Origin of the sequence: Clostridium cibarium (genome assembly GCF_014836335.1) — a bacterium.
Classification (GTDB): domain Bacteria; phylum Bacillota; class Clostridia; order Clostridiales; family Clostridiaceae; genus Clostridium; species Clostridium cibarium.
On sequence record NZ_JACSRA010000034.1, the window covers coordinates 1 to 13,830 of the forward strand.

The following is a 13,830-nucleotide window of genomic DNA, read 5'->3' on the forward strand; positions in this document are numbered from 1 at the left end:
ACCTTTATATCATCTTTGGTTAAAGCTTTAAAATTAAAAATATTACATCTACTAATTATTGCCTTATGTAAAACAAAGTAAGGATTTTCAGTAGTACTTGCAATTAATGTAACTTTACCATTCTCTATGAATTCTAAAAGTGATTGTTGTTGTCGTTTTGAAAAATGTTGAAGTTCATCTTATGTGTAAAGTATTTTTTGTATAAAATTCTTAAAACCTCAATTTCACTTAATTATAAAGCTAATTTCAATGTGTATAAAATAAATTGTTGAAAATACAATATGATTTAAAACTACCATTTTATTAACTTAGTTTACTTGATGATAATTTAAATAATAAATGGATAATTGTAGACATAAAAAACTTAATTAATAAATTTAAAGCATTGCAAAAAGCTCCAATTTATCTTTGAAGCTTTTACTAAATCAAAATATTATTTATTTTTTAATCAGATTTACTTAAGATTATAATATTAAATCCTCCCTTCATTTAACATAGTTAATGTAGATCTTAAGCTTGAATCTAATTCAAGCAATATTAATTCCTGTAAAATTAAAAATCCATCATTAATTAATTCTGGCATATATCCATTTAAATCTTCACCTAAATATTCTAAATATTTTTTTCTATTGAATTCATTAAGTTTAAAATGATTACTCTTATTTCTATATGTTCTAATCTTATCTAAAACTCCTTGCAATTCATGATATGATTTTTCAAATTCATTACTAAAATAATTCTTATACCCATTAGCTTTTGAGTTATTTACCAAAGATTCAACTAAAGACTTATTCACACTATCAATAAAAACTCCAAAAGTTTCTTTATCTTTACTAATTGGTATTTTCAATAATCTATCATAATCTGGTATTTCACCATTTCCATACCATCCTATATGTTGCATTTTTGCATTACATCCTTTTACTAATTCAGAAATATCGAATATTTTCTCTCGTAAATATTGCAAATCAAAATTACTATTCTTTAATTTAGGTTCACTTTGATTTATCTTTATATTATTTATTAGTTGATATATTCGTTCAAATGTCTCCTTGCTAATTTTATATGCTTTTTCAACAATTCCATTTTTAGATCCATTTGAATTTATTTGCATTTCCTCATAAACTGATACAATGCCTTCTTTTTTAGTCAAATTCAATATCATCTTATTTACAAAGTATGGAATGCTATACAATTTAAAATTATCATTTTTAATAGATTTTAATTCTAAGCACCTTTCTTTTTGAAAAGAATTTAATATTTCTTTTCCTGAAATATAGTATTTTATCTTAAAATCATTTTGAACTAGACTAGTAATCTTATTAACAAACGATTTTTCAATTCTGCATTCATTTATTAACGGGGTAACAATTAAATATTCATCTTTACAATTGAAATATTTTTCCCATTGATTATTAATATTCCCTAAAGAAATCAACATATTTTCATCACTAGTTATATATGATTCTATTTCTTTAACATTTGAATCATTCAAAAACTCCTCTATATTTGAGTTTAAAATAGCTTGTCCCTCATCTTCTAATTCTAATATTTTTTCTTCATATTCTTCAATTTTATTATAATCATCATATGCTAATATTCTTAAATCCCCATCAAGGTTTTGAAAAAATAGTATATCAACTCTTCGATACTTGGTTGTGTTTCCATCAAGTGATATTATATCTAAAAGTTCCCCCTGGTAATTTTCTTCATCATTTCTTTTATATTCTTCGTAAACATTTTTCACAACCTGAAAATTTAAATTTTCTATATTTACATTATTATTATTAATTTTTAATACCTTTAATGACTTTTGCCTTGTTATTTTTGAGCTCATTAAATGTTGATTTGATTTTTCAATTTTCCCAGTCAATCCATCAATGGATATTTTTATACTTTCTCTTGTTAACTTTTCAACTTTATTTTCTTTTAAATATCCATCCCCCATACTTGTAATTTTCTTGGTGAAATTATCTATGTAATCTTTTTGCAATAATCCAAACCATGCTTCTTCAAATAATTCTCTCTTTATCCCCATAATATCTTGAATTTCTTTCTCTTTGAGTCCTAAACTGTAAAAATTGAGTATAAATTGTTCTACAACTGGTATAGTTTTATCTTCTAATATTAATATTTTCAAATACCTTTCAAATACTGGGACTGCTAGCTCATTATATCCAACTAAATTATATCCAGGCAAAGCCTCATGATATTTCTCTACTACTTCTCTAATTCTCATTATACTCCTCCACAAAACAATACTTATTATGTTTTTTTATAAAAGTAATTATATCAACAAATGGATTTCCCCTATATGATTTTGCTGTTTCTGCAAATCTAATATTCCCAACTATAATCAAAGCTGTTTTACCTCTTGAAAGTGCTACATTTAATCTTCTTGAATCATATAAAAATCCTATCTTATTTTCATTATTACATCTAACCATACTATAAATTACTATATCAGTTTCCGACCCCTGAAACGCATCTACATTATCTATGATTATATCAATACATCTCCATCTTTTTTTATCATGTGGCTTAATTAGATCAATCAATAGTTTTTTATGTGCATCATATCCTGATATTATTCCAACACTTATCCCTTTTTTTGATTTTTTTTCATAATTACTTTCAATATTCTCCAACTCTTTTAATATTGCTCTTGCTTCACAAGGATTTTTCTTTGACTGTAAAATATCACTAACCTCAAAGCAATCCTTAACCTTTGATGTGTTTATCCATTTTATACATTTAGGTTGCCAATTTAGATAATGCTTTCTATCATTTTCAGACAATATAGTATTAATATCAATTTCAGGATAAAAAATATTTGAAATCAACTTTGAAATTTGAGGATGCATTCTATATTGTGAATTTAAAATAGATTTTGAACTATCTGGAAGTTTCTCGAATAAATCCTGAAAAAGACTTATTTCCAATTCTGATTGTTTTATTTTTTTCTCCTCTAGTCTATTTCTATCCAACTCTATATTAACAACAGGCGGTAACTGCCTATGATCTCCCACCAATACTATTCTTTTTCCTTTTGTTAATGATACTAACAATTCCAATGCATTTGCTCTTGCAGCTTCATCAACTATAACCCAGTCATATTCAATATCGTTAAGTACATGTTTCGATTCCATCCCTAAGCATGTAGATGCAATTATTGAAGCTTTACTTGCATATATATCATAAAATTCATCTAATTTACCTAATCTTCGATGCCACTCAATTGTTAAATCAATAATTTTTTGCTTTCTATCTAAATTAATTTCTTCACTATTTTCTTCATGCTCTAAATCCAAATGTTCAATATTTTTAGTGTCTATCTCATTTTCTTCTAAACTATAATTATAATTACTTTTTAAATATTTTTTTAAATTTATTTTAGATTCTTCTTTAACTTCTTCTACCCATTTATTCAACTGTTGTGACATAATAAGATTTTTGGATTCCAATGATATTTTTTCATTTCTTCCAACTCTTATTACTCTTATATTATCTAATAATGGGACTATTTTATTTATTACATGATCAACAGCAACATTGGATTGAGAAGTAATTAAAATTTTATCATCTGGATTAATATTAAGTATTTGACATACTAATTCTGTAATAACAGTTGATTTTCCTGTTCCTGGTGGCCCTTGTATCAAAAAAATATCTTTTGTCCCTAATGCTTTTCTAACTACTTCTGCATTAGGACTATCCACAGAATTCTTTAATACATCTTGTACATAATCACTTATTTCATATGGACAATCCATTTCTACTAAGGACGGTTCTGTAATAATGTCTTGTAAATTTCTATTCACGGTATTTCCAGCTATCAACAGATTCAAAGCTCTACTAAGTTTTCTAAAATTGGCTATACTTTTTCTTGAATCAATACCAACTATACCTCTTTGAGCTATATAACTAGGATTTATATCAGCATTTAATTTTATAGTTAGTCTATTATCACTATAATCTTCAAATTCTCCAACACTTACTTGACCACTTTTCTCTAATGTTAACTGTAACACATCACCAACTTCTATATCTGTATCTAATTCTTCTACATCAACATATATTTTGTAACCTGTTTCATCTAATATCAAATTATTATATCTACATATTCTCTTTTTACGATTGATTTCGTTGTACTCCTCTTTTAAATAAGTATCCCATTTATTTAATAATACATTTTTTATTTCGCTTCTATTTCTTTTTGTCTTTGCTTTTCTTTTTTCATTAATTATTTGTTGAATCAGATTTGATATATAATTATTTTCACCTATCTTATCCTCATTGTTTATAGGGCTCCAAGGTAATTGTACATGTATTTTACCTCTAATCTCATCTTCCCATTGCAAATGATCTTCTATAACATTTACATTTTGAATAAGTAAATATCTACTATTATTATCTAATGTGCAAGTATATTTCACATCTTTACCTATTAAGTAATACTTACCATTCTTATCATTTTTAGATATATAACTACTAATTAAATCATCTTTTATAAATTTATATGCATGTTCATCTCCTCTATACTCCAAATACCCCATTTGAAGCAGCAATTTTTTTATATAATGATTATATCTTATATATATTTTTTTTGTCTTAGCTGATAATTCATTGTACTCTTTTTCTAAGATTCTTTTAACTTCAATCAAACTTTTAGATCTTTTTTCCACTTCATATTCTGTCATTCTCTTAATAAGTAATTTCATATTATTAGAACAACTTACTTTTTCAATATATTGCACTACTTCTCGTTTATCATCTGGAGGTTCAATCTCTGAAAACAAATATGCTATATTTAATCCTAATGAATAAATATCACTTTCAATAATTGCTTCATATCTCATCAACTGTTCTGGTGCTGCATACTTTATTGTCATATAACACTTTACAGTTTGACTTGTTTTATATTGTTGAGTTAAAATTTTACTTATACCAAAATCTATAATCTTAATATCATCTGGTGAATTAATCATTATATTATCAGGCTTTAAATCTCTATGAATCACAGATTTCTCATGTGAGTATTCTAATGCTTCAGTTATATTAATAGCTATTTTTAATTTTTCTTCTATTGTTATATCATTCTTAGTAATATAATCTCTTAATGTATCTCCATAATAGTATTCAGTAACAATATATAAGTTATCATCATCTTGCCCAGAATCTATGTATTTAATAATCTTTTCATGATTTAACCTTCTCAAAGACATATATTCCCTTTTAAATAACTCTGCCCTTGTGTCGTTATCAATAAAACCATCTTTCTTTATAAGTTTTAAACACACACCTTCCTTACTCTTCATATCTCTAGCAAAATATAATTCACTCTTATCCATATTGTCCTTTTTATTATTTCCAATTGGATTAATTAATAAATATCTATCACCTATTATCTGACCCATATTTTTACCATCCTTATAAATATATTTATTTATACACATATTTATAATATCACTTTATATATTTTTTTACAATTTAGAATAAATTTATCAAATTTAAATTCAAAAAAAGAAGATAATACACTCAATTCCTACCTTCTTTTTGGAAAATTTACAAACATTTTGTCTGATTCATTTATTCTTTTAATATTTTAAAATTCTATAGAATATTTTAAAAAAATCCATTACCAACATTATTCTAAAACATAGCCTAATTTTAACAAGGATGAGTTGCCAATCTCCATCTGTCAATTCTTTGACACTTACCTTGGTAGATTGAAACAGTTGGAAAGAAAAAAGCAATAAGATTACTCTCATCGCTTTCAATAAATATTATTATGCCTCAACTGTAATTGATGTTAACTCAAATACTTTTTTACATATGTTATCTTTGATTTGTTCTAGTATTGTATATTGCTTTGCCAATTCTTTCTGCTTTGCCAAGTCATATGTACCATCCGGTTTTATTGGAATAGGTATAGTATCATCATACTTTTGAATATGTGTTGGTTTAAGAGCTGTATACTTATTTTTTCCATTTATACCAATTCTACCTCTTATTCTTTTTCGGAACACAGGCTCTATAACTCTTTTGACATAATCCAAATCGATATTCTTACAGTCTTCAGTTGGAATTAGTATTCCTCTATGACATGTGATATCAAATTTCCCTGATAGTTTCATAATATATCCTGCTAAACCATCGATGACCCAAGTAAGATAATCTCCATTGTATTGAACTTGATCTACATATGCAAAAATATCAGCTGTACTACCTGAATATATAGCATAGTTTCCCTCATGTTCTTTGCACCATTTTTTTGAATACTTCATACTCCCACCTTTTGGAGTAAATAGCTTCGTTATTTTTACATTTTCAAATTGAATATCTTCTTGATCATTAATCTCAATCCTTGTATTCTTAAGCATCTCTACTTTTCCTAATAAAACCTTTTTTTGGTTTTCGATATTATTATATGTTTCTGACAACGATACCTGAATGTTTATATCAAAAATACCACCTTCCAGTATTGGGATATTTATGACAGTCTCTTTAACCATCTTTTGATTAAGATTTTTTTGCTTCTCACCTTTAGCTCTATTAATTAAAATTGGAGTAGCTACCATTTTTATATATTCAAGTGAAAGCATATCTTTATATTCTTCTTTAATGGATAATCCACAAATATTACGACCAATTGAGAACCTTTGGTCATGAATAATATAAGTATTTCCTGATCCTCCATAGTTTACAACTACTAATACATCTATATTTTCAAAATCATAAGTTTCAATATATCCAAACGGCTGACCTATTGTAGCAGAATATACTGGATACTTCCCCCGATGTTCGTTGATGTATGCTTTAGTGTACATATGATTTTCCGAAATAAAATCACAAATTTCATCAAGCCTTTTTTCTATTTTTTCAGACATTCGATAGCCTCCTTATAGTTTCCCACTTCTTCCACTATTTCATCTATAAACAACTGAAACTCTGATAGTGACATCACACTGTCTGCCTCTTTGAAACCTAATTCTATTTTTTCTTCATCTGACCAATAATTATCTATATTCCAATTTGTATTCGGATCAAATATAGAGATATCCTGAAGCTTCATTTTCTTGTCTGATTCAAACCAAGATTTAAATGGTTCTTGTATATCATTCTTATCTGACAGATTTCTATAAGCGTTGTACTTGTTAGTAGCCTCATGCAAATCATTATCATCAATATCAAATCTATATACATCTAAAGTCTCACCTATTGACTTACATATATAAGTAAACACCTTATAATTCTGAACGACTCCAGATTCGGATTCAGATTTTGTTTTTTTTCTCAGTGTAAATATATATGTTTTCTTAGGTGTATTAAAAAAGCTATTTATAGGTAGTGAAATAATACTTTCTATATAGCAACTCCTAATAATCAGCTCCTTCAACCCCTTGTTTCCTATATTTGTAAAAATACCTTCTGGTAAAATTATGTTAGCAGTTTCACCAAACTTAAGCGCATTTATTATCCATTCCAAGAACAGCCCTTCAACGCCTTTACCATTTGAAGGATAGAACCCAGTATTTCTCGCCAATGAAGAAATAGTGGCATCAGTATAATAAGGTGGATTTGCAAGGATTAAATCATATTCATTTTTGTCATTTCTCCCCAAGGTTCCAAGCGCTGTTTTGCTTGAAAGGAACGTTTTATTCATTAATTTATTTGCTAAAAACATTACAGACTCAGAATCATTATTTTCTTTAAATAATTTTGAAAAATATATCAGCATATTTGCCTTTGATAAAATAGTAGTTATATCATCATTTCCAGACATCTGCTTTTCGAATCCAAATAACTCCAATCCCGCTGTTAGCTCTTCTGGTGTTCCATCTGATTTCCTTTTTATTTCATAATCCACAGAGCTATTAGCTACTGATTCAAGCAAAAATTTACCTACACCCGCAGCAGGGTCACATATCTTTGCACCATCAAAAATATTGACCATACTTACCATTTCTTCAACTATTTTTAGAGGTGTAAAGAACTGCCCCATGTCAGCTTTATCATCGCTATTTTTCATAAATGTTTCAAATAACTTTGATTTGAAATCCTTGCTAATATTAATAAATTTCCCATTCTTTTTCTCATAACTTGCAAATTCTAATATAATTTGCTCAAAACAAACAGCATGAGAATCTTCTTCAATATAATGACCTATTTTTACATCCTTAGCTGCATGGAAAATTTGCCCATTTACAATTGATGTACCATCGTTCGCCTCAATACCGATATCATCAAAGTTGTATATCATTAAAGTTAGATGAAAATCCTGATGAAGTCTTTGATATAAGTAGTTTTGAGAAAATGTTGCATTTTGAAAATGGTATTTTGAAAAGAATGTCACTTTTATCATTGGTAGATGAAAAAGTAAAGTTGTCTGTGAATTTTAAGGGAAAAGGTTCCCAATTACTTCACAGACAACTTTGTCACTTACAGAAGGTACTGTCCTATATGTTTAAGTGAAGAAAAAATATCTTTACTAGATCGTAAAGGGGAAGCTTCTCGTATAATAATTCTGATTTTAGGGTCTGATATGTATGTATTTAAGTAGAAAACATGTTCTTTCAACCCAGAGTGTCTACTTCGTTACTTATAGATAATTTCCAGTTTCAATTATTTTAACTCCTTATCATCTTGCATAAAGTAATTCTTAAATGATCTTCTTTCTGACTGATACTTGTTGTTTTAATGACAATATACTACTTTGTAAAAATTATGAACGTTTCTAATTAACGTTATTAAAATTCTTTTGTTACACTATTAGAAAATTCATTTCAAATATGTAGTGTTAAAATCAAGAAAAAAACTTTTAAAAAATATTATTTTATTTATGAGATCAAATAAAGTATCTCTCCCAACAGAAATTCTTAAACTACAGTTTAGAGGATTTTCTAATTCTTCACAAGCAGAAAGTCTCATGGTATCAAAACCAAAACTACCACCCTTATGTATCGAGAGACTTTCTTTTGAATGGTTAATTATTCTATTGCTTAGTGTTTCATAATCTGCTAATGTCTTATTAATACCATTTTGTATATATATCAACGTTCCATTCCAAGGTATTTCTTCAATCTTTAATAATTTTTCATTTGATACTGATTGATGTATTTCATTAATAATATTCTTTACCTTTAGGTACTTAAAAAAAGAAAATAACAAATTACTATTTCTCGCCATTCTCTTTAATCGTTTCTGAACCATTAGTCTATTTACTTCTGGAAGTCTTTTTATTAGTGCAGGATCTGGTATAGCACTTATAACATTTATTAAATGCTCAGTTAGCTCAATATAAGCAGGTATTCGGCAAATGAAACCATATATTGTACAAAATCCAAAATTAACTATATCTAATCCATACTGATAATATTTTAGTCCACTCTCTACTGTTATAAGTACTTGATTATTTTTCATATATTTGGAGTAGTTAAGATGAATTTCCTCTGCAATTGAGACAATTGTACGATCAATAATAATAAAAAGAGGTCCTTTCTGTACATGAAGTTTTAATTTGTTAAAAAATTTATCTAAATCAATTCCTTCACCTATAGGCCATGTTGTACCAGGTTCTAGTAAAATACAACCTATCTCTTCATTATTATCTAATTTTGAGTATATTTCACTAACTGAAAGAGAAATTGAATAAGGAAATAAGTTTCTTATAAGAGTTATTCCTTCATAATAATAATTGCATTGATAGTACATTTTCATCTGTTCTCTAGAAATTACTTTATAAATCATGAGTGATAGTTCTAATGCTTTCATTCCTGAACTAGTCATATATCCCAACAACTTGCTTTTTGCTTTATTATCACTTTCGTATAGTTCTTTAAGTAATTTCTTTTCATACTGCTTAACAAACAAACTACCACCTGTTCGCATGTAAGTTTCTTTTTCAATTTGATTATAACCATATTCTTTAATATTTCCTGTACTAATTCCTGGACTTTGCCAATCACTACATGAGAGAATTCCTCCAATTTGTTTCATAATTATACGAACATTATATTTTAAGTTAAGGTATTCTATATAGGTGCAATTTTTTTTATTATAAAGATATATATTTAACTCATTTTCAATGTCATTAATTTTATTCTCATATATAGGACAAATATCTTTATATAATAACCCTATATTTTTGAATTTTTTAACCTCAGATAGCATCCTTTTACATTCATAAAGTAAAAAAATAGTTTCCTGTAAATCTTCTTTTCTTTCATCCTGTATTTGTTCATTTTTCTCTAAATCTTTTAATTTATATGATAAATTCGTTTTACTTACCTTAAATAATTTTTCCCAATCATCATAACATTTTCCTTCAGTAAAATCGTAAATTTCCAATATATTTCTCACCTCTTTTATTCTTATATTTTAAATATTGCTTATTCTTAAAAAGTTTAATTTTATCTCCAAAATGATTATATGCTATCTACATAAATGTTTCTGGCTATTTATATAATCTTTATAGTTTCCCCGTTCCCTTAATAAAAATATTTTACCTTCATCAACAATAACTTCTGCTGGAGTTTCATGACTTAAAAAAGCTGAAGTACTGTGAGTTAAACCATAGGCACCAGAATTCCTTAAAACTAGTAAATCTCCAACTTCAGGTGATAAAAGCTTCATCTTTCTTCCAATTAAATCCCTAGTTGTTAATAACGGGCCAACAATATCATATACTTCTTCTTGAACTTCTCTGTTTATATTACCTCGAACAATAATATCAACTGGAAAATTCCTTTTACCTAGAATTGAAACAGGTTCATGATGATTAATTCCACCATTACAAATGAGATAATTTATTCCTTTACAATGTTTTTTATAAAGTAGTGAAACAACATAATCTCCAGACTCAGCCATAAGAAATTTACCACTTTCTATAATAATTCTTGTATCACGAAAACTTGACACATATCTATTCCACAATTCTTGTAATTTTACTTTTAAAGTAATCATATCCAATGATGATTCTGATTTGAAGTAAGGTATGCCAAATCCTCCACCAATATCTAATACTTTCATGTCAAAATTATATTTAATTTGTAAATCATTAGCCAATTTAAATATTCCTTCAAAATTATTAATAATATTTTCTACATTTAAAATATGTGAACCAGTATATACATGAATACCTACTAACTTTATATTATGCAAATTCTTAAGAATTTTAAAAGCTTCCTTAATTAATGGTTGGTCAATACCAAATTGAGTTGGAATCCCTGTCATTTTCATTGAAGCACCATTTAAATCAAAATCAGGATTAATCCTCAGTCCAATATCCACCACCTTGTTGTGTTTTACCGCTAATTCATTAATAATGTTCAATTCTTCTATAGATTCAGCATTTATACAATACACATCATTTTGTATTGCAAATTTTAATTCGTCTTCACTTTTAGCAGGGCTTGTAAATAAAATATCTTTTCCTTTAAAACCTGCTTCTAATGCAACATAAATCTCCCCTGCTGAAGCTACTTCTATACCAGATCCTAATGACTTATATATTTCACAAATACCTAATAACGGATTCGCTTTCATGGAATAATAAATAGAAAATTGCCTTGGTATATTTTCTTTTAAGTAGTCATATTGTTCTTTGATCTTTGCTTTATCATAAATATACAAAGGAGTTCTATATTCCTCAACAGCTTTAATAATATCTTTATCTTTTACACCACAATATTTCATAATATGCAACCTCCTTTAATAATACAATTGTAAATTATCAAGTATTTTAGATATGCTATTTGTAGTATCATCATTAGTTACTAAATCTACATATCTCTTTACAGTCTGATTTGCACCTTGCATAGCTATAGAAATACCTACACTCTTAAATAAATTAATATCATTACACCCATCTCCAAACGCTAAAATATTGCTTGTTTTTAACTTAAGCTTTTTACAAATAGCATTCAAAGCATCTACCTTATCTTTTTGTGATAGACTTAAGATAATCCAATTTTCACCTGCTCTATATACTTTAATCCATTTTTCGCTCATCATTATTATTTTTTCTTCAATATCTGACGAAATAAATTTTTTATGTTGTTTTGCTGTAATATACATACGGATTGGTAAAATGCTATCTTCAGCTTTTGTATTGGAGATAAATTTCCTATTAACACCAAACGCCATTGAAAATCTTATTTCAGCTAAGCGATTTTCTGCATATATATAATTTTCATCTTCTTGGATAACATGGTAATCATCATTTAAATAAACCTTTATCAATTCTATTTTATCTAATGGTAATGATTTTTTGAATAGTACTTCCTTTTTTTCTATGTCATAAGCTAATTGTCCATCTGCAAAAATACAAGGAAAGTTAGGTTTAATTTGATCTATTATAGAGCCAGATTCAGCAATACTTCTCCCTGTAGCAATACCAACTTTATATCCTGATTTTTTCAATATATTTATTTGCTTTATTAATCTTGCTGAAATAGAATCTTTTTTATGAACTAATGTACCATCAATATCAAATATAATAACTTCTATTTTTCCGAAATCCATATACTTCCCCACCCAATATTAAGTATTTTTATAATTTGCTTTTAATCAATATTATATAGGATATATTGGTGGTTCTTTGAGCGAAGAATAGCTATCAATTAAATTTGTTAGTAATAAATCATGTTTTTCTAGAGAATTACAAATGTCTTTAGCTTTTTCTCCTCTATTTAAAAAGTCAACAAGTCCTAATATATTATTTTCAATACAATAATCGTTTCTTATTGCTTCTATATTATTAACAAGTTGTTTATATAAACAATCATCTCTTTTTAAGCTGACAAGTGCTTCAGCTAACTCTTTTTCATTAGATACAACAAGACCTATTTGATGTGTTTTAACAAAACTTGCTGTTGCACCAAAATTATCTATTACAATTGGCTTTTTATATAGAAAAACATCTCTTACGCGTAGCCTAACACACGTATAATTTTCAATTGTATCCTTTCCTAGGCAAACAATTGCTCTTGAACTTTTTAAATATTTATCACGTTCATAATGTTGGAGATTTTCATTTATAAATTTAACATTGCTATTGAGTTTTTTTTCATTTATGTTACGTAGAATTAATTTATATTCTTGAATATTTTGATTAGTTGGTGGATGATACATAAACTTCATCTTTAAATCCACCTTTTGACTTCTACACATTTCAATCGCAGTAAGTGCCATATTGGCATCCAAGTAATCCCATATCCCACCATTCCATACATATTCTATTGTTTCATCAATAAAAGGAGAATTTTCCTGATGAACATCACTTAATTTATTAAATCCTATAGGCACATAAGAAATAAGATTTCTCAAATTTTCATTTTCTAAATAATTTATATAGTTAATCCTCCCCATCATAGCCATCGCTGTAATTAAAGTTTGTTCTTCTACCTTAGATCTTGTGATAAAATGGTCTGTAACCAGTATCTGGAGTTTAAATCGCATAATTAAATCATAATAATGCTTGTCTTTATTAATGCTATTTTTAATACTGTCATACTCTAAATGCTCAATTGGTATAGCATTTTCTGTTACAATTAATTTCTTAAGTTCATGTGCATAAAGTAGTATTCGTGTATCTGGTATATCAACGCAAAATATAACATCAGATTCTTTCACTTGGCTTTTCCAATTTTTTTCATCAAATATCTTAAATGTTATATTAGGCCATTTAAAATTGGATTTTTGTTGAGTTATAATTGAAACCTTAAAATATTTTGATAAAACTTGAGATATTTCCCAAATTCTAACACCAATTCCGCCCATGTAGCTACCTACTGAATAACTAGATGTAAATATAGAAATAGACTTCAA

Annotated in this window: 8 protein-coding genes and 1 pseudogene; all 9 read right to left on the reverse strand. The window is 27.0% G+C overall.

All coding sequences use genetic code 11. The annotated features are described in order from the left end of the window. A pseudogene (locus H9661_RS19735) lies at positions 1 to 179 on the reverse strand (replication-associated recombination protein A); the annotation flags it as partial. A 293-nt stretch (positions 180 to 472) separates the two neighbouring features. Beyond that, complete coding sequence (locus tag H9661_RS16930; RefSeq protein WP_191769942.1) at positions 473 to 2,239, reverse strand: hypothetical protein; 1,767 nt, start codon at positions 2,237 to 2,239, stop codon at positions 473 to 475. Beyond that, positions 2,229 to 5,417, reverse strand: coding sequence for a serine/threonine-protein kinase (locus H9661_RS16935; RefSeq protein ID WP_191769945.1), 3,189 nt, complete (start codon positions 5,415 to 5,417; stop codon positions 2,229 to 2,231). The genes H9661_RS16930 and H9661_RS16935 overlap by 11 nt, the downstream gene beginning before the upstream one ends. Before the next feature lie 372 nt (positions 5,418 to 5,789). Beyond that, positions 5,790 to 6,890 carry a restriction endonuclease subunit S gene (locus H9661_RS16940; RefSeq protein ID WP_191769947.1) on the reverse strand — a complete coding sequence of 367 codons (1,101 nt, stop codon included), beginning with the start codon at positions 6,888 to 6,890 and terminating at the stop codon, positions 5,790 to 5,792. Continuing rightward, positions 6,875 to 8,263, reverse strand: coding sequence for an HsdM family class I SAM-dependent methyltransferase (locus H9661_RS16945; RefSeq protein WP_191769949.1), 1,389 nt, complete (start codon positions 8,261 to 8,263; stop codon positions 6,875 to 6,877). The genes H9661_RS16940 and H9661_RS16945 overlap by 16 nt, the downstream gene beginning before the upstream one ends. 518 nt (positions 8,264 to 8,781) lie before the next feature. Beyond that, on the reverse strand, positions 8,782 to 10,350 hold the full coding sequence (locus tag H9661_RS16950) for a hypothetical protein (protein WP_191769951.1): 1,569 nt from the start codon (positions 10,348 to 10,350) through the stop codon (positions 8,782 to 8,784). An 84-nt stretch (positions 10,351 to 10,434) separates the two neighbouring features. Next, the gene (locus tag H9661_RS16955; protein WP_191769953.1) at positions 10,435 to 11,697 is read right to left on the reverse strand and encodes a type III PLP-dependent enzyme domain-containing protein; all 1,263 of its coding nucleotides are present in this window, start codon (positions 11,695 to 11,697) and stop codon (positions 10,435 to 10,437) included. Between the two features lie 15 nt (positions 11,698 to 11,712). Then, positions 11,713 to 12,525: a Cof-type HAD-IIB family hydrolase gene (locus H9661_RS16960; RefSeq protein ID WP_191769955.1), complete on the reverse strand. Its 813-nt coding sequence runs from the start codon at positions 12,523 to 12,525 to the stop codon at positions 11,713 to 11,715. Between the two features lie 51 nt (positions 12,526 to 12,576). Further along, positions 12,577 to 13,830: a hypothetical protein gene (locus H9661_RS16965; RefSeq protein WP_191769957.1), complete on the reverse strand. Its 1,254-nt coding sequence runs from the start codon at positions 13,828 to 13,830 to the stop codon at positions 12,577 to 12,579.

Excerpts from the sequence above, each read along its gene's own strand:
- H9661_RS16930 (WP_191769942.1), bottom strand. The coding sequence starts at position 2,239 with ATGAGAATTAGAGAAGTAGTAGAGAAATATCATGAGGCTTTGCCTGGA.
- H9661_RS16935 (WP_191769945.1), bottom strand. The coding sequence starts at position 5,417 with ATGGGTCAGATAATAGGTGATAGATATTTATTAATTAATCCAATTGGA.
- H9661_RS16940 (WP_191769947.1), bottom strand. The coding sequence starts at position 6,890 with ATGTCTGAAAAAATAGAAAAAAGGCTTGATGAAATTTGTGATTTTATT.
- H9661_RS16945 (WP_191769949.1), bottom strand. The coding sequence starts at position 8,263 with ATGATATACAACTTTGATGATATCGGTATTGAGGCGAACGATGGTACA.
- H9661_RS16955 (WP_191769953.1), bottom strand. The coding sequence starts at position 11,697 with ATGAAATATTGTGGTGTAAAAGATAAAGATATTATTAAAGCTGTTGAG.
- H9661_RS16960 (WP_191769955.1), bottom strand. The coding sequence starts at position 12,525 with ATGGATTTCGGAAAAATAGAAGTTATTATATTTGATATTGATGGTACA.